Annotated in this window: 18 protein-coding genes; 8 read left to right on the top strand and 10 right to left on the bottom strand. The window is 44.1% G+C overall.

What is annotated here, in order from left to right; genetic code table 11:
- Positions 1–375: 375 nt before the first annotated feature.
- The gene (gene pyrE, locus FTU82_RS05530; protein ID WP_180001022.1) at positions 376–1,026 is read right to left on the bottom strand and encodes an orotate phosphoribosyltransferase; all 651 of its coding nucleotides are present in this window, start codon (positions 1,024–1,026) and stop codon (positions 376–378) included.
- Between the two features lie 40 nt (positions 1,027–1,066).
- Here pyrE and FTU82_RS05525 point away from each other — a divergent pair, with 40 nt between their 5' ends.
- Positions 1,067–1,885: an exodeoxyribonuclease III gene (locus tag FTU82_RS05525; RefSeq protein WP_180001023.1), complete on the top strand. Its 819-nt coding sequence runs from the start codon at positions 1,067–1,069 to the stop codon at positions 1,883–1,885.
- 462 nt (positions 1,886–2,347) lie between these two features.
- Entirely contained in the window at positions 2,348–2,698 is a 351-nt protein-coding gene (locus FTU82_RS05520; protein ID WP_034609159.1) for a Spx/MgsR family RNA polymerase-binding regulatory protein, read from the top strand.
- A 70-nt stretch (positions 2,699–2,768) separates the two neighbouring features.
- Here FTU82_RS05520 and FTU82_RS05515 read toward each other — a convergent pair whose 3' ends face one another.
- Positions 2,769–3,206 carry a DUF2147 domain-containing protein gene (locus FTU82_RS05515; protein WP_005173279.1) on the bottom strand — a complete coding sequence of 146 codons (438 nt, stop codon included), beginning with the start codon at positions 3,204–3,206 and terminating at the stop codon, positions 2,769–2,771.
- 156 nt (positions 3,207–3,362) lie between these two features.
- On the opposite strand from FTU82_RS05515, the gene FTU82_RS05510 reads away from it, so the two are divergent.
- Positions 3,363–4,274 (top strand): alpha/beta hydrolase, encoded by a 912-nt coding sequence (locus tag FTU82_RS05510; protein ID WP_180001024.1) that lies wholly within the window; start codon positions 3,363–3,365, stop codon positions 4,272–4,274.
- A 62-nt stretch (positions 4,275–4,336) separates the two neighbouring features.
- On the opposite strand, the gene FTU82_RS05505 is transcribed toward FTU82_RS05510, so the two are convergent.
- Positions 4,337–4,906 (bottom strand): FMN-dependent NADH-azoreductase, encoded by a 570-nt coding sequence (locus FTU82_RS05505; protein WP_005094985.1) that lies wholly within the window; start codon positions 4,904–4,906, stop codon positions 4,337–4,339.
- Positions 4,907–5,168: 262 nt separating this feature from the next.
- On the opposite strand from FTU82_RS05505, the gene FTU82_RS05500 reads away from it, so the two are divergent.
- Positions 5,169–6,365 carry a GGDEF domain-containing protein gene (locus FTU82_RS05500; RefSeq protein WP_180001025.1) on the top strand — a complete coding sequence of 399 codons (1,197 nt, stop codon included), beginning with the start codon at positions 5,169–5,171 and terminating at the stop codon, positions 6,363–6,365.
- Positions 6,366–6,396: 31 nt separating this feature from the next.
- Here the strand turns inward: FTU82_RS05500 and dsbD are convergent, their stop codons facing one another.
- The 4 genes from dsbD to FTU82_RS05480 all read right to left on the bottom strand — a co-directional run bounded on the left by dsbD (position 6,397) and on the right by FTU82_RS05480 (position 10,074).
- Positions 6,397–8,238, bottom strand: coding sequence for a protein-disulfide reductase DsbD (dsbD, locus tag FTU82_RS05495; protein WP_100329564.1), 1,842 nt, complete (start codon positions 8,236–8,238; stop codon positions 6,397–6,399).
- A 19-nt stretch (positions 8,239–8,257) separates the two neighbouring features.
- Positions 8,258–9,013, bottom strand: a complete 756-nt coding sequence (locus tag FTU82_RS05490; protein ID WP_180001026.1) for a transporter — start codon at positions 9,011–9,013, stop codon at positions 8,258–8,260.
- A 21-nt stretch (positions 9,014–9,034) separates the two neighbouring features.
- Positions 9,035–9,577: a hypothetical protein gene (locus FTU82_RS05485; protein WP_005094976.1), complete on the bottom strand. Its 543-nt coding sequence runs from the start codon at positions 9,575–9,577 to the stop codon at positions 9,035–9,037.
- A gap of 128 nt (positions 9,578–9,705) precedes the next feature.
- Positions 9,706–10,074, bottom strand: a complete 369-nt coding sequence (locus FTU82_RS05480; protein WP_005094974.1) for an HPF/RaiA family ribosome-associated protein — start codon at positions 10,072–10,074, stop codon at positions 9,706–9,708.
- Between the two features lie 1,001 nt (positions 10,075–11,075).
- On the opposite strand from FTU82_RS05480, the gene FTU82_RS05475 reads away from it, so the two are divergent.
- From FTU82_RS05475 to FTU82_RS05465, 3 genes are all read left to right on the top strand, one after another.
- On the top strand, positions 11,076–11,819 hold the full coding sequence (locus tag FTU82_RS05475; protein WP_180001027.1) for an outer membrane protein OmpK: 744 nt from the start codon (positions 11,076–11,078) through the stop codon (positions 11,817–11,819).
- Between the two features lie 81 nt (positions 11,820–11,900).
- Positions 11,901–12,428 carry a GNAT family N-acetyltransferase gene (locus FTU82_RS05470; RefSeq protein WP_180001028.1) on the top strand — a complete coding sequence of 176 codons (528 nt, stop codon included), beginning with the start codon at positions 11,901–11,903 and terminating at the stop codon, positions 12,426–12,428.
- Between the two features lie 116 nt (positions 12,429–12,544).
- Positions 12,545–13,273 (top strand): hypothetical protein, encoded by a 729-nt coding sequence (locus FTU82_RS05465; RefSeq protein ID WP_100356993.1) that lies wholly within the window; start codon positions 12,545–12,547, stop codon positions 13,271–13,273.
- Between the two features lie 108 nt (positions 13,274–13,381).
- Here the strand turns inward: FTU82_RS05465 and parE are convergent, their stop codons facing one another.
- Together parE and FTU82_RS05455 are read right to left on the bottom strand one after the other, a co-directional pair.
- Positions 13,382–15,262: a DNA topoisomerase IV subunit B gene (gene parE / locus FTU82_RS05460; protein WP_100534542.1), complete on the bottom strand. Its 1,881-nt coding sequence runs from the start codon at positions 15,260–15,262 to the stop codon at positions 13,382–13,384.
- A 1-nt stretch (position 15,263) separates the two neighbouring features.
- Positions 15,264–15,857: a YqiA/YcfP family alpha/beta fold hydrolase gene (locus tag FTU82_RS05455; RefSeq protein WP_180101122.1), complete on the bottom strand. Its 594-nt coding sequence runs from the start codon at positions 15,855–15,857 to the stop codon at positions 15,264–15,266.
- A 246-nt stretch (positions 15,858–16,103) separates the two neighbouring features.
- On the opposite strand from FTU82_RS05455, the gene FTU82_RS05450 reads away from it, so the two are divergent.
- On the top strand, positions 16,104–17,435 hold the full coding sequence (locus tag FTU82_RS05450; protein ID WP_180101121.1) for a hypothetical protein: 1,332 nt from the start codon (positions 16,104–16,106) through the stop codon (positions 17,433–17,435).
- Between the two features lie 51 nt (positions 17,436–17,486).
- Here the strand turns inward: FTU82_RS05450 and FTU82_RS05445 are convergent, their stop codons facing one another.
- Positions 17,487–18,014, bottom strand: coding sequence for a disulfide bond formation protein B (locus FTU82_RS05445; RefSeq protein ID WP_180101120.1), 528 nt, complete (start codon positions 18,012–18,014; stop codon positions 17,487–17,489).
- Positions 18,015–18,028: the final 14 nt, after the last annotated feature.

The raw sequence follows: 18,028 nt of genomic DNA, 5'->3' as shown, positions 1-18,028 counted from the left end.
GTTGGTTCGCTGGGTATGATTCCTGTCTTACCTTACTTTCCTTGTATTTATCTCTTGTTATTCTTTTATGGAACATCCTGTTCCTGATGAATTCATCATAGGCAATGCAGCACAGCGCGTATAGACGCAAACGGCTTGAACTCACGTAAGCAAATGCGTACAGAATCACTGAATATTATTGTCAATTTCCAGTATTTTAAACTGTATTCATCTACATCAAGATTGAAAGTCTTTAATATTAAAAATCTTTGAATTACAGAACTTTGACTTAGTTTTTTAAGTATTCACCCTGTATTTGAATGCTTAATTTCTACATCAATTGAACTTTAAAACAAAAAAGGAAGCTGTAGCTTCCTTTACGATAAGGATCACCGCTTAGATCCCGTATTTAACTCGATAATCTTCCATTTTAGCTAAAGCTTCTTGATCGCCCTTGGTTTCCAGATAGTCCATCAAATCTTTCATGGTAATCAAGGCATGTACAGGAATCTCGAGCTCTTGCTGCACTTCCTGAATGGCAGATAAATCGCCCTGACCTTTTTCCTGACGGTCAAGTGCAACCAAAACACCTGCGATTTGTGCACCGGCATTTTTCAAGATTGTCACGACTTCACGAATCGCTGTTCCTGCCGTGATCACGTCATCAATGATCCAGACTTTTTTACCTGCTACAGAAGCACCCACCAGTACGCCACCCTCGCCATGATCTTTGGCTTCTTTGCGGTTAAAACCCCAAGGCACACTCACCCCATGATTTTGTGATAGCGCCACAGCGGTCGCTGCCACAAAAGGAATACCTTTATATGCAGGACCAAAAACCACTTCCACATGGTCACATACCGTTAATTTTGCTGCATAGCCAGAAGCCAGCAATGTCAAGGCTTCACCATCATTCAGCAGACCCGCATTAAAAAAATAGGGACTCACACGTCCCGATTTTAAAGTAAACTCACCAAATTTAAGCACACCGCGTGATAATGCGAGTTCGATAAAAGCTTGCGGGTTAAACTGAGCTGGCGTTGGCATGAGGTGCTCCTAAATCCATTAATTAAGGTAAGACTTGCGCATGATACCAAAGAGTAGCTATCCAGGTGATCAAAAAATTCTTCGTGTCGTTTCAATTAATGTCAACGGTTTACGCTCATCGGTGAGCAAAGGCCTATTGGAATGGATGGAACAGTCGGATGCCGATGTGATCTGTATGCAGGAAAGCCGGATCACCCATGTGCAGTGGACCGATAAATTTAAACCGGAAGGCTGGTATACTCATCTATTCCCTGCCGAACGTCCAGGTTATGCCGGTACCGCGATTTATAGCCGCCTGCCCTTCGTCTCTTTAACCGATGGTCTGGGCTTTGAACTGGCAGATTCGCAAGGCCGTTTTATTGCAGCCGAATTTGATTTAGGTTTGGAGCAAACGGCCCATATCTGTTCATTGTATCTACCTTCCGGCTCATCAGGCGATGAAGCACAAGCGCGTAAAGATCACTTTCTGGAAGAATATGCCAAAATCCTGAAACAATGGCGCGATGAAAATAAATCGGTGATTGTCTGCGGTGATTACAACATCGTGCATAAACGGATTGATATTAAAAACTGGTCCGGCAACCAGAAATCTTCCGGCTGTTTACCACATGAGCGCGCCTGGCTAGATCATATCTATGATGAACTCGGTTATGTCGATACGTTCCGCGAAGTACGCAAAGAAGCTGAACTGTATTCCTGGTGGTCAAACCGCGGACAAGCCCGAGCCAAGAACGTCGGTTGGCGGATTGATTATCAGGCCTGCTCACCAGACTGGAAAGAGCGTACCGTCAATGCCTGGGTGTATAAGGAACAATGGTTTAGCGATCATGCCCCAGTGATCATCGACTACAAACTATAAAAGATACCTATCAATTGAGTGCACACCTGTTCACTCAATTAAGGCTTATTGCTTACATGACATGACGTATTTTTTGGGTTTATCTCGATGTCATAACAGAGCATTATAGCCTCACGGCACAGGGACATGTCAGGATGACAATATAAGGACAGGACGCCGTAGGAAGAAAATAAAACAAACTAGAACATTTAGCTTGTTTTTCATGGATGTGACAATGGACGTTGAATTGAGACCCGCATGATCAGGATGATTAAATGCGGGTTTTCTATTTCCACTGCCTAAAATTATTATTTTTTTTATTGTTGTTTTTCTTGCTGGTCATTTTAAAGCGCATTGATGTCATTTTGATGACGATTCTGCCTCCCTATTTTAAATTGTTTTCTAATCATTCTATTTTGCATGGTCGACTGCTGCGAATTTGGTTAAGCTAGGCCATGATTTAAGATGTGTTAGATGGCGAATATGTTAAAAATTTACGGGATTAAAAACTGCAATTCGATGAAAAAAGCTTTTGACCTACTGACTGAGCTGGGGTTGAGCTATGAATTTCATGACTATAAGAAACAGGGCATCGATGCTGATACCATTAAAGTCTGGCTGAATGCGCTGGGTCAGGATGTGGTATTAAATAAAAAAGGAACCACATGGCGCAAACTGACTGAAGAACAGCAGCAAACGGCGCTGTCCAGTGAAGATGCTTTAATTGCCGCATTAAGCACTCATACCAGTTTAATTAAACGTCCGATCTTGGCCACGCCCACAGGTTTTATTGCCGGTTTTGATGACGCGGCTTATCGCACCCTAAGTAATTAATTATTATCCTAAATAATTCATACAAAAAAGCCTGACAGCAGTCAGGCTTTTATCTTTCTATCGAACTGGATTAGTTTGCACGAACCCAAGTCTGGTTACGGCCTAATGCTGCCACACCAATAAAGCCACGAAGCTCAAGTTTCTTGCCACCATCTGCCAGTTGGCCTTTCAGTTTGTAAGTTTTACCAGATTGCGGATCCAGAATTGAACCACTGTCATAGCTGGTACCACCTGAATTCTTAAGACCTTTCACAATGGTCAAGCCTTTGAGTGACTTGTTCTTGTACGGACCTTCACACTTGGTACAGGCATTTTCTTCACCTGGTGTTAACACAGATTGAATACTTGCTGACAACGTACCGTTCTTTTGTTCAGTAAATTTAACCATGGCCTTAGGCTGCTTGGTTTTATCATCAATGGTTTTCCAAACCGTGCCATTTAAAGGATCTGCGGCATTTGCCAGTACAGATAAGCCTAGTAGTCCTAACATAAGCGCTATTTTTTTCATTTTTCTTCATTTCCTTAGTCTGAAAATAGACCTCTGTAGTATTAAAAAGTCACAACAATTTTTCAATTTTTAGCTGTGACTATTTAGTGTAACCTTGTAAATATGGTTGGTAAATAATCTACATGATCAATAAAAGCACAAAAAGATGGAAGGAAAATGAAGATAAGCCCGTTAACAAAACAATTAATTACAGAAAGCATCTTAAAGACAGTCATTCGTGCCCCGAGCAGATTCAATCTTCCACCGAGTTCAATGCGCATTGCACTGGAGCAGATGTGCAAACTCTTTCCACAAGACAAAACCGTACAGATTCGTTCGCTACGTTTGGCGGGTCTGCGCGCAGAGGAAATTAAGCCGCAGCAAGAGTCGACTCAGCTGATTTTTCATATTCATGGCGGGGCATTTTATTTAGGCTCTTTAAATACCCATCGTGCCTTTATGACTCAAATTGCGGCTCGAACCCAGATGCAGGTACTGCATGTAGATTATCCGCTGTCACCGGAATCTGCCTATCCAGAGGCCTTGGAAGCCTTGTTTGATGTGTATAACTTATTGCTCGATCAAGGCGTTCAGGCCAAAGATATCATCCTGTCCGGTGATTCTTGTGGGGCCAATCTGGCGCTGGCCTTGGCGCTCAAATTACAAAAAGAAAACCTCCCACAAGTGAGTGGTTTGATTCTGTTGTCTCCTTTGCTGGATTTGACCCTGACCAGTGAATCGTTGCGCTATAACCAGAAACATGATGCCCTGCTGTCTCCGGAAACAGTTGAAACTGGCATTGAATATTATGTCCCGCGTGCCATCGATCGGGGTGATCCGGAAGTTTCGCCCTTTTTCGCCGATTTAAGCGGCTTGCCCCCAACTCATATTCAGGTCGGTTCCAAGGAAATTCTACTGGATGATGCCAGTCGTTTTAAGGAAAAAGCCGAACAGGCGGGTGTCGATGTGGAATTTAAACTGTATACCGGCATGTGGCATAACTTTCAGATGTTCAGTGCCTGGTTTGAGGAAGCCCAACAGGCGCTGAGCGATCTGGCAGCCTTCGCGCACCGTCTGGATCGAGATTAATCACTGTTTACCCATATAAAAAAGGCCAGCATAGGCTGACCTTTTGAGTTGTTTTTGGATATTTAGATGGCTTGAACCTGCTGCAATGCCGTCTCTAAGGCTTGTGCCTTGATCGTTTCGCCCATGTTCACGCCTTCCGCACGAATCACTTCAATATCGGTTACGCCGGTAAAGTTAAACACGGTTTTCAAAAAAGCTTCCTGAAAATCGGCAGGACTTTGCTCCCCATAAACTCCGCCACGGCTGCTGGCAATATATACTTTTTTATTGCCAGCCAGACCGACAGGGCCCTGTTCGGTATATTTAAACGTACGTCCCGCCACACAGATCCGGTCAATCCAGGCTTTTAAGGTCGATGGCAAACCGAAGTTATACATGGCCGCGCCAATCACCACGATATCTGCCTGTAAATACTGCTGCAGGATGTCTTCGCCTAATGCAGTCTGTTCTGCATTCTGACCCATTAAAATTTCAGCCGTGAGATGTGGAATCGGCTGTGCAGCAAGATCGAGATATTCAAGCTCGATGGCCTGAGCATGTTTTTGTTGTAACTGACTCACCAACGCCTGAGTCAGCTGACGCGAAATAGAGGCATCGCCTAAAATACTGGAATCAATCTGTAAAACTTTCATGGCTTCGCTCTCATCTATGGGGCTATCTAACTAATGCAGCCATTTTAAGGCTTAGGTTGCATGAAATAATTAGCACAGATAAAACACATCATTCTGAATTTAGAACAAAACCAGCTTTAATATTAGAAATTCCTATTTTGCAGACGCCTTAAATATTGTGGTTTATCAAGCGTTAAAACTTATGTTATCTTATGTAAATAAAGCTATAAATAGTCAATAAATCTTAAAAAGTTGCCATAATAATTTAAGTCAGACCGACAACATGAAGCGAATATCGCCTGTATTACAAAAAATAATCAAACACAGAATCACGAAATATCTGGTCGAAGATGAAGTCGTGATGAACTGGAGTATTCTCAAAAAGTGCATCCTGATGCTGGCTTTGGGCTGCGGCGTACATCTGACCTGGCTCGGTTGGGATATCTTTGTTTTATTCAATCCAGAGTATTGGCAATATGTTCAGTTAGAACGGGTTCATACCCAAGTTATCCTGAACAGCAGCTTTTTAGCGATTTTATTGGCACTGATTTATCCCTGTTATAAATTTCAGAGCAATCCTCTGGTGGAACGTTATCTGCCCTACATGGCAGTGGGTACTTTTGTGATTTCGCTGTGCCGTGATGCCTATGTCGTGGGGGTGATCAGCCCTGTGGCCACGACCTCCTATGTCTGTTTAATTATGGTGGGACTGGTGCTGTTCCATCGCACACTGGTCTATAGCATGCTGATTCCAGCATCCATTTTCCTAGGCGGATGTGCCTATTTAAGTTTCAGCCATCAATTGCCTTATTCACCGCTATTTAATCTCGATGGCGAGCTTTTCTATAATGGTTTCTGGCTGTTATCGATGCTGTATTTCATTTTGCCAATTCTGGCCGTCTGCATGGTGTTATTCGAGATTCTGCTCAGTCAGTGGCGGCATCGCGAGCAGCTGATCAAACAGCTGAGCCAGATCGATCCGCTCACCAACCTGTTTAACCGGCGCAGTATCAATCAATGTCTGGATCAGCTCAATGCTACGGCTGTACCCCATTACGCCCTGGTTCTCTTAGATCTGGATCACTTTAAGAAAATTAATGATCTGTATGGTCATCATAAGGGCGATGAAACCTTGGTTGAAGTCAGTGCTGTATTAAGCCAACAGTTACGCGAAAGTGATGTAGTGGGCCGCTTTGGCGGTGAAGAGTTCATTTTGGTGCTGAAAAATACCAGTCTGGAAAAAGCCAAACAAGTAGCAGAACGCTGCCGCAGCGCGATTCAGCAATTACAGATGATGAGTGATGAAGGTGAGCCGATTCCGGTGACTGCCAGTTTCGGAATTGCTATTTCCAAAGCCGAGTTACGCCCACAACAGCTACTCAGTCAGGCCGATCAGGCGCTTTATCAGGCCAAAGCCGGTGGACGTAATCGGGTCAAAGCCTATGCTGAACCGGTGACTGCACAGATGCAGGTTTCTTAAACGGGTTCAGCTTTTTCGATGATTATGAAGATTATGGAGTTGAGCTTTGAGCCAGACGTTGCAGCTGGGCCAGCAATTCTGCTTCGCTAAAAGCACCGGTCAAACGTAAACCGCGAATTTCCTGTTGCTGCTCATTCAGAAATAAATAGGTTGGTGGTCCCAGAATTTCCCATTGATTTAACAGCATTTGATGCGAGGCATTGTATTGGCTTAAATCCAGCTTGATCAGGAAATAAGGTGCCAGAGCCTGCTGTACCTGTGCAGATTTTAAAATACGATGTTCAATCGGCTGACAAGCGACACACCAGTCGGCATAGACATCAATCACGATCTTTTGCCCTTGCGGTGCTATATTCAAAATCTGCTGAAATTCTGCTGCGCTGCGTGCCACATGCCACTGGGCTTCTGTACTGGACTGCTCAACAAAAAACCGCTGACTATGCTGATATTGACTATAGCTGATATAAGGCAGCGCTATCACCAGACACAGGATATACAACCACCTCAGACTGGTACGATGCCAGAAAATCCGGAACAGTACATAGGTCACAAAGACCATGCCCAAGCCTAAGGATAACCACTGTAAAGTCGCTTCTGAAATCAGTGGGCGAATAAAATACAGTGCCAGCGCCAGCATGATAAAGGCAAAGAGCACTTTGATCTGATTCATCCAGTGCCCGGCTTTAGGTAGTACCCGTGCACCCAAAATACTGGCCAACAGTAAAGGTGTGCCCATGCCAAAACCGAGGGTAAATAGCAGCAAGGCACCTTGCCACTGGCTTTGGGTCTGGGAAATAAACAAGAGTGCACCCGCCAACGGTGCGGTCATGCATGGCCCGACCAGCAGCGCCGAGATCATGCCCATGACTCCAGCACTGACCAAACTACCACCCTGCTGCATGGCCTGAGCCCGATCCAGACGCTGAACCAGACGTTGTGGCAGTTTGATTTCAAACAGTCCAAACAGATTCAGGGCAAACAGGACAAACAACACACTAAACGCAATCAGGGTACCGGGTTGCTGCAACCAACGCTGGAAATTCAGGCCGGCCGAAGACGCAATTAAACCCAGCACCGCATAGACCGCGGCCATACTGCTGACAAAAGTCAGGGCGATCATCCAGGCTTTGACACCTTTGCTGTCCCGTACAATCAGCGAGGTCAGGATCGGCAGCATCGGCAAGGAACATGGGGTAAAAGCCAGCAAGATTCCTAAGCCAAAGAACAGTAACAGTCCATAACCCAAAGAGCGTTCAAGCAATTGAGCTGACCATTTTTGGTCTTGTGCCGCACCGACTGCGGGTTGCCCGCTAGAGGTTGCAGAAAATGCATCCGCTGTAGATTCTGAGGAAGCCGCTGTATTAAACAGGGTATTGTGTTGTAGTGATGACCCGTTTAGATCAAGTAAGCGCTTGCTTCCTGGGCCGGCAGCTTCAAATTGCACCAGACCTGACAGATCTGTCTTGAACTGAATACTTTGCGGCGGATAACAGATTCGGTCTTTGGCACAGCCCTGCCAGCTCACCTGATAGGACTGGTTGGCCTGCGTCGGAATCTGAAACTTTAACTGCTGATAATACACCTGGGTATGCCCATAGTTGTCATCATACAGATCTTTAGCAGGCGGTAATTCAAGCAATACAGGCTGATTGCCCTGCCGCACTTCTATTTTATGCTGATACAGATAATAGTTGTCCGGAATCTGCCAGCTCAGTTCAGCCTGCTGTTGACTGGTTGAGATCACACTCACAGGAAAAGCCTGATCGGCAGACAACAATGCAGTTTCCGCCTGAGCAGGACTGCTGAACAAGGTGCTTCCCAAAATAACCGGGGCAAGCATTTTCCCCCAGGTCGGGAACTGCGAGTATTTCATCATCTGTGAGTTGAATAACTTAGAACAGCACAGAGAAACCTAGGCCTGAGAAGTAACTTCGATCTGCACCATCCAGATCCACACCGACATTCGCATCTAATTGGACACGATCATTTAAGGCATACATGACCCCAGTGCCAAGCGCGTATTCATTGTCGATGCTTTCAGCTTTACGGTAAATCAGTTCCGAATAGCCTGACCAGCGATCGGTGATCTGGTAGCCGATCGATGGAATCGCAGCTATGGCCCAATTGCTGTCCTGCCATTCATAACGCATAGTCAATGCGGTACTGACCAAGTCATTATATTGGTACGATACGACAGAACCCAGGCTGTAAATATCTTCTTCATTACTGAAACCGGCATTGCCTGTCGCAATAACTGCTTCGGCCAGCAAGGCCAGACTCAGTTTGTCATCATCCAGATCAATGGCTTTTTTCAGACCAATACTGACATCGCCCAGACCATCATTTTCATTCGTCTGACCATTGGATTTGACTTGTGACCAGACAGGGCCTTCCCAGCCCAGACGCAACTCCAGACCATCACTAAGTCCGGTACGTAACAACATATCTGCACTGAGTGTGGTCGCGGTCTGATCGCCTGACTTGCTATAACGCGCTGTAGGCAAGCCTTGCTCCCAAGCGACATTTCCGACTGGAGTAATTCCAGTACTGAGACCTTCACCTGGTCGATCAAATTCAAAATCTGCTGCGAAAAGTGATGCACTGCAACCAGTCAGTGCAATTAAACCCAAAGTTTTTAATATTGTCATCTTGGTGCTCTTTATTAAAATTTAACCCAGTTCTTTGCTCATTTTTGCGCCATGACTACGCAGGAGTTCTAGCGTCTGTTTTTCTTCATCCAAGGCTTCTGACCAGTTAATTTCATCAAAATCACAATCGAAGAACAGGTCACTAATCGAAGATAAAATGGTCATGCCATCTTCATCTTTGCTATTTGGATCAACTTTTTCATCGAGTAAACGCTGCACGGCAGGTGCACATGCGGCACTTGCAGCATCCCATAATGGGCCATAAATTTCTTCTGCATCCCAGAGATGCAAATTCACTTTGGCCTGGATCAATTCTTCCAGAATTTGTAAATGTACAGCCAATCTTGCCTGTTTTTCTTCAGCTGAAAGTGGGGTGCCGGCTTCATATAACTCGCATACCTCTTCCCACCATTTAAATAAACCATCTGACCAGACCGAAATTACCGGGCCTTTGTCATGATCAATAAAATTTGGATTGAGTCCATCTGCCAAAAGCTGCTTTACCTGATCCAGATTTAATTCTTCGAGTGCTTGCACAAAAAGCTGTTGTTGCGCAGTTAACATGATGGAGCTCACTTTCATTCGTTTTCGACTATTATGCCGAATAACGTGCGGCTTTGTTGCGCTTCTCACTATTATATTTTTATTTCATACAAAAAAAGCCCCGCAGGGCTTTTTAAAATCGGTCAGCATTACTCGTCAATCTCTGCTGCAGTATCTGTATCTGCCAGTGCTAAGGCACCAGGACGAACATTGTCTTTTTTCTCAATCACATGTTCCAGACTGCGTTTTAGCCGGTCAATCGCACCACGAATGGCAGTATCCACATTGTGAGCGCGATGATTGACGACCACGGGTTTTAACCCTGCAGGACGCGCTTCTATCATGCAGCGAATATCATCATCACCGCCTTTGGCGCCATTTTCATCACTGAGATGGACTGAAAAATGAGTAATACGCTCACTATGGCGCTGGAATTCTTGATTTAATTCTTCACGTACATAATCAATTAAACGCTCGCTATTCTGAATGTGTTTATCTGTACGAAGTTCAATATTCATAAATTACCATCCTCAATCTTTGTAACTTTTTGAGTGCAAAAATTTTTATCTTGGCACGTTTGTAGCTTGCTGTTTCGCATCGCATTTCACTTCTTCAAATGATTGGAATTACACCCTCCACTTTGAATGATGAACACATTTTTGAGTCTGCAGAATCGTGTCCTTATATCTTGAATATCGGCTGTATCTGGGAAATATGCAAGTGATATTTTGGTTTTTTAGCAAAAGAATAATCCATTGTGACAACTGCTTACTCAGCTCAAAAATGCAGGATTTTTCAACTGGTAATTTCAAAACCTTTCACACGATTTAATTCGAAATAATTTTTTAGCCAGACCGATAAATCGCTTAAATAACACTCGACCAGAAAACCTAAAAAAGAGGAATTAAAAGTATTTTTTATCGAAATTAGCTCACTTTTATCTAATAATTTTTCTTATAAGATCTGCATCTAGTAAGCCTTACAGTCCTGAATAGATCATATGCTTTATCCTTATTTAGTTACTTTTGCAGAATCAGGAAAAATACCCCTTCGTCATTCTAAAATAACAACCTGCAAAAATGATTTTCAATTGAAATATAAGACCGTTCAATCTTACTTGAAGGGGCTGAGAACAGGCTTATAAAACGACGGTCATTTGAGATTTTAAAACTAATCTCATTACACAAACTGAACAAAGCTGTTCAGCCTCAGCCTAAAATTAATTGCCAAATAATCTGTACATTCCTTCTATACTTGTTTTTTAAGTTAATCATCCTGAATTGAAGTGATTTTATATTTTTAGTTATACATTCAGTCTTTTAAGGCGCTACATATTCAACTTTATTTAAAAAATAATGCTTTAGAAAAACATCAGCGAAAAACAATGAAAACTGAGGAAGATGATCGTCTGCATTCAACTCATGAGGACTGAAATATATTTAGGTCAGCGATCAATTTTAACTTTATTTTTACGCATTAATCTGTATGCTTACTCTGCTTTCTTGGGGGAGAGATTTAAATGAAATTGACACAACTCGCGGCACTTTGTGCATTGGCTACCACTGCAACATTTACCCAGGCAAAACCAATCTGGCAAGACTTTAGCCTGACCGGCCTTTATGGTGAAAACTATAAAGTACCTTCAACTCAAGATGAAAAAATTGAGCAAAGCACAGTTACTGCTGAATATGCCGCTGGTTTTAAATATGGCGATTTCTTTGCCTTTGCGGATCGTACCAACAATGATCCAAATGGTAACGAAACCTATTTTGAAGTTGCACCACGTTTAAGCCTTGGCGCGGTAACTGGCCAGAAACTTGAACTAGGCCCTATCACAGACATATTGATTGCAACGACTTGGGAAGGCAACAGTGCCAAGGGTAGTGATTTTAACAACTACCTATATGGTGTTGGTTTTAATTTAGCGATCCCTTATACCAACTATGCAACCATCAACTTCTATAAAGCCGACAATGATGGCAGTGAAGATGATTATCAAATGACGATCACTTACGCAGTCCCATTTAAAATTGGCGGTGAAGAGTTCTTGGCTGATGCATTCTTAGACTGGTCAACAGCTGAAAAGAATGGTCACGCAAGTGAGTTAAACTGGACATCTCAGTACAAATGGAATGTAGGCAAACACATTTCTCCAGAAACAAAATTGTATGTGGGTATTGAACATTCAGTTTGGAACAATAAATATGCCATTAAAGGCTTAGATCAAAATGATGTTAGTGCATTGGTTAAATACCATTTCTAATTGATGTATGATCAAAAGCAGAACTCCGGTTCTGCTTTTTTTTAAACTGTGATTTCAGATCAACCTTACCAGAACAAGAATATGCCTGATTTTGACATTCGACCTGCGACCGAACATGATCTTGAAACCATCCTCGAGATTTATAATCAAGAAGTGCTACATGGCACTGCGACCTGGAACAGAACAGCCTTTGATTTGAACTATTTTAAAATCTGGTTTAAGCAGTTGAAGAATCAAAATTTCCCGGTTTTTGTGGTTGAAGATAGACGAGATCAGCGTGTTGTTGGCTATGCCTGCTATGACCAGTTTCGTAGTATTCAAGGCTTTCAACACACGGTAGAACATTCAGTTTTTCTAAATCCGGATTATGCAGGACAAGGTCTGGGTTCTAGCTTATTAAAGCATTTAATTGAAGAGGCTCAAGCACAGCAATTGCATATCATGGTCGCAGCGATTGATTCAGAAAATATCTCGTCGATTCGCCTGCATGAAAAACTGGGCTTTGTGCAAAGTGCTTATATGCAGCAAGTTGGACAAAAGTTTGGTCAATGGCGCGATCTGGTGCTATTACAACTGAATTTGGAGCAGGCTGAAGTAACGGCTCTTTAAATCTCCTGTTATTTAGACCGGCTTCTCTTTTTTTAAACTGGTATCGAAACAGACACTCTATTTACTTCCAAAGCTGGCTATGTTTTATTCAGATCAAAGCCGTCCAGAGTAAAACAATGTATAAATCTCTATGTTGTATTGGTATTTTAACTTTAAGTACACTAACTTTTGCCGATTCAGATTTTGAAAAAGAACTTCGTACAAGCTGCAGCAAAGTGAAGAGCTACGCCAATAATGGCAAAAAATTCTATGATCAAAAACACTATCAACAGGCCATAGCACAATTTAAGCAACAAGCTGCCTGGTCATCTTTTTGTGAAATGAACCGGGATGAAGCTAAAACCTCTTTCTCTGAACAAGCCATTACAACAGCATTTAATAATGTGGGTTTAAGCTATAGCAAACTTGGCAAGCCTCAATGGGCACGTGCCTGGTTCTCCGTTTACCCCGATGCTAAAAGTAGTCAGTTTAATTTAAAACAGCTTCCTCCGCCTAAAAAGGACACTCAACTTGCAGGTACTTATGTACAGCATGCCGGTTTTGGTGCCTGGAGTACGCTGAAAATTGTCAAACAGCAGCAACATTATGCGATCGAATATGAAGGTCTCTATATGGGCTTACGCAGTTTGATTTATGGACCAAATCTAGGTGGATTTAATACCACGATGCCACTGAATAAAACACAGGCACAATATCGCTCTGAAGACTGCAAAATCGATATCTCTTTCGGCTTTGATGCCAAACTCGGAAGTCGTGCAGTGCTTAAGCAGAATAGTGGTGATTCAGGTTGTGGCTTTGGGCATAATGTTTCAGCGGCAGGAGTTTTCTTAAAAGTAGAGAATTAATCGGTTTCAGATATAAAAATGTCAGTGCTCAGATCGAAAAAATAGGGCTTAGATTCAAGCCAGCAAAAAGCCCGCAGTTGCGGGCTCTTGATCTAAAAAAGAGAGCTATTACACGATAATATCTGCCAGATTGCCTTTTTGCTCTAACCATTCCTTACGGTCACTGGCACGTTTTTTCGCAAGTAACTTGTCCAGTAAACCTGCGGTAAAATGACTATCATCCAAATCCAGCTGCACCAAACGGCGTGTATTTGGATCTAAGGTCGTTTCACGTAACTGGCTGGCATTCATCTCGCCCAGACCTTTGAATCGGGTAATTTGCGGATTTTTGCTTTTGCATTTTTTCAAAATACCATTGAGCTCGTCATCATCCAGGGCATAGTGCACGTCTTTGTTGTCATCAATCCGATACAAGGGCGGCATGGCAACGAATAAATGCCCTTCTTCCACCAAGGTCGGGAAATGCTTGACGAACAGGGCACAGAGCAAAGTTGCAATATGCAGACCGTCGGAATCGGCATCGGCCAGAATACAGATTTTGCCATAACGTAGCTCGGACAGGTCATCTGAACCCGGATCGACACCGATCGCAATCGCGATGTTATGTACTTCTTGCGATGCCAAAACTTCATCCGAAGAGACTTCCCAAGTGTTTAGAATTTTACCGCGAATGGGCATGATCGCCTGGAAGTTTTTATCACGCGCCTGTTTGGCAGAACCACCCGCAGAATCGCCTTCCACAATAAACAGTTCCGACTGATCCAGATCATGTCCAACACAGTCGGATAATTTACCCGGCAAGGTTGGACCGGCCACAATTTTTTTACGTTCTACTTTTTTCGCGGCTTTTAAACGGCGACCCGCTTTGGAAATGGCCATTTCAGCCAGTTGCATCGCGATATCAGAATTCTGGTTTAGCCAGAGTGCAAATGCATCTTTGGCAATATTCTGCACCGTACCTGAGGCTTCACGACTCGACAGACGCTCTTTGGTTTGTCCCGAGAACTGCGGCTCCTGGAATTTCAGCGACAGAATATAGTTGACACCATCCCAGACATCTTCCGCAGAGAGTTTCATATTACGCGGTAACAGATTACGCAGCTCACAGAATTCACGCATGGCATCGGTCACGCCTGAACGTAAACCATTGACATGGGTACCGCCCTGCGCGGTCGGAATCAGGTTGACATAGGACTCCTGAATGCTATCGCCGCCTTCTACATTCCAGCAAATCGCAAACTCGGCACTGGCACGCTCAGCGTCACCTGTTGCAACAAAAGCCGGTGCAGGAATGATTTCACGATCCTCAAGCTCATCCATCAAATAGTCGACCAGACCATTTTCAAACTGCCAGCTGATCTTTTCGTCATTGATCTGGTCAACATAATTGATCTGTAAGCCCGCAGCCAAAACCGCTTTGGCTTTGAGATTATGCTTTAAAGCTTTTAAGGCAAATTTGGGTGAATCGAAGTATTTGGTTTCAGGCCAGAAATGTACCGTAGTTCCCGAGGCACGTTTAGGCGCCTTGCCTGCCAGCACTTCAAGTGGAGCCGTCGGCTCACCATTTTCAAAGGCCATTTTATACAGGTTGCCCTGACGCTGAACTTCAACTTCTACACGGGTCGAAAGCGCATTGACGACTGAAATCCCCACGCCATGCAAACCACCGGAAAACTGGTAGTTATCGGTGCTGAACTTACCACCGGCATGCAGTTTGGTCATGATGATTTCAATACCACTTTGACCATATTCGGGATGAATATCGACTGGCATACCACGACCGTTATCTTCGACAGATAATGAACCATCTTTACAGACCGTGACGGTAATCTTGTTGGCATGTCCGGCCAAGGCCTCATCGACAGCATTATCAATCACTTCCTGCGCCAGATGGTTCGGACGAGAGGTATCGGTATACATGCCCGGACGACGACGTACCGGATCCAGACCAGATAAAACTTCAAGAGATTGAGCCGTATATTGAGACACGTTATTCGGTTTCCTTTTTTATGCAGTCCAACAAAAACTGTAAGAGCAGCGGAATTTTCTCCGCAAAATCATCCATCCCGTGACTGCCATTCGCTTCGGTCATCAGCATTGCAGGGGGACGCGCAGCACTATAATAACGATGTGCTTCACGATAATCCAAAACTTCATCGCCTTGTTGCAGTAGAACCAGTATTTTGTCTGCATCTTGTGCAACTGGCAGGGCCAATTGTTGCAGTTGTCGAAGATCTGCATCATCCAGACACCAGTTCGGATGCACCTGCAAAGGCAGTTGCTCGTCAAACAGTTCACGAAACAGTTGCCATGGTCGCATTGCCGGATTAATCAGTACAGCAGGCACAGCATGCTGTGCGACCAGATATGTCGCATAGAATCCGCCAAGACTGCTGCCCACCAGCGCCACATCTTGCATTGACTGAATCTGCTCGGAAAGCTGCTGAATCGCAGCCAGTGGCGACATATTTAAATCAGGCAAATGCACCTGAACCCCGGAGTATTTTGCACAGTAGTGTTGCAGCAATGTCCCCTTGATCGAGTGGGCATTACTTTTAAAGCCATGCAAATAAATAATATTCATGAACTACCAACAAAAAACCCATTCATCATCAAAATTTAATTTAAAAAATGTGAAGTACACTACAATATCAGACCCGTTAATTACTTAAATTGTCTGACAAAAAAGCCAGAAGTATTCTGTAATTCTCGCTATTTTAGAATGAAGGCCTCAATATCTGGAAACTCGACAAGAAAAAGAATTTATACCGCGAAGTTCTTTAAAAAGAAAGATGACAAATCATGCGGCTCATTGAAAGGACAGCATCAGATGCCAAGTTTGACACCGTTACATGAAACCTATTGTCGCTGGGACCGAACCCCACCGAGTCAGGCCGATGTACTGGAAGGTCTGGCGCAGCTGGTGACGACGCGCTTTAACGACGTGATTCAGGAACTGATCAAGAGTATTCAACGTGAAATTTTAATGAGTATTTTTGGTTTAAGTGAAAATAATTCACAAAAAATTCAGAATATTCCATCGATTGCCCGGCTCTATCAAATGTCCTATGACATGCTGTTTCATTATGGCAACACCCTGATTGCGCCCGGGCTACGCCAGATTATTGAGCGTTTTCCCAAACTGCATAATAAGCCGCTGACACCTTCCTTGCATTTTCTGGTCAGTGCCCTGAATGGCATTATCGGGGATTATCTGCTGAAATATCAGAATCCTCTGGCGCTGCCGATGGTGATCTATGACCACTATGGTTCATTGCAAAATGGCGAGTTAAGCGGGCGGATTACCCTATTCGTGCATGGCTTATGTATGAACCATCTCGACTGGTCAAATCGCAAATATGAAGGAATCGGGGAAAAATTACTGGCACAGCGCGACCGCAATACCATGCTGTATCTAAACTACAACACCGGACGGCGGATTTCTGCCAATGGTCGCAGCCTGGCCAATACCTTGCAGGATCTGGTCACTCGTAATCCGAGAATTACCAGTATTGACCTGATCGGGCATAGCATGGGCGGTCTGGTCTCGCGTAGTGCGCTGTTTTATGGTAAGCAGAATGTGTATGACTGGGTCAATATGGTAGAGAATCTGGTTTGTCTGGGTTCACCGCATCATGGTGCTGTACTGGAACGGTTTGGTTTTAGCTTGCAGGACAAACTCGGACATTTCCCCCTGATCCGGCTGATTGGCCATCTGGTCAATATTCGCAGTAACGGGATTCTGGATTTACGCCATGGCAGCGTCCGTGATGATGACTGGGAACATAATCCGCTTCGGATCGGCTTCATGGACGATAACCGTAAACCGGCCCCGATCCCGTCGCATATCGACACCTATCTGGTTGCAGGCACCATCGAATTTGAAAACCGTAAGAACAAGACCTTGCATGTGATTGGCGACTATCTGGTCAGTATCAAGAGTGCTTTGGGCGAGCATCCCAATCCGCGTTTCCAGCTCAAAGTGCCGGATGCCCACAAGGCTATTTTCTATGGCTTGAACCATTTCGAGATTCAATATCATCCGCTGGTCGCCGAACAGGTGGCACGCTGGTTCTATCCAAGTGTAGAAGATGAAGCCTTTGATCAAATTCGTGAATATACAATTGATCTGGAAAGTCTGGAAGGTATTGCCCTGACTTAACTTTCAGCGCATTAAAAAACCCTCAATTGAGGGCTTGTTAATGCGAACTTATTAATATTTATCTCTGAGCCGTTTAACCGGTGCAGTTTTATATTTGCGCAGCAGTTGCCATAGACTGACCAGCAATAAAATACTAAAGAAGATCAGAGACCAGACCGGCAAAGATTGCCCCAAGAAAGTCCAGTCAATGGTGGCACACTCGCCAGAACCATTGAGTACCTGTTGCAACACTGACTGCATTGGCAAGGTTTCCAGCCAGTATTCCAGGCCAGGACCACAACTCGGCACCTGATCCGGTGGCAGATTCTGTAACCAGACATGCCGGGCAGCAACGCCCACAGACCATAAAATACTCAGCGAACCTAGCAAGGCATAGAGCCCCTTCATGATATTGGATTTAGGGTTATGCAGACATGCGATGAGTGAGATGATCCCCAGTCCAATTAATCCCACACGCTGAAACACACAGAGTGGACAAGGCGCCAGGCCCTGTACATGCTCAAGATATAAGGCAAATGCCATTCCAATGACAGCAGCCAAAAATAACATACCACTCACGAAGCGATAACCCCATTGCATGGTGAATCCTCTTA

Source organism: Acinetobacter sp. YH12151, assembly GCF_013418355.1.
GTDB classification, from domain to species: domain Bacteria; phylum Pseudomonadota; class Gammaproteobacteria; order Pseudomonadales; family Moraxellaceae; genus Acinetobacter; species Acinetobacter pseudolwoffii.
The sequence above is the reverse complement of the archived record's forward strand: the minus strand, read 5'-3'. Positions and strand labels throughout refer to the sequence as shown.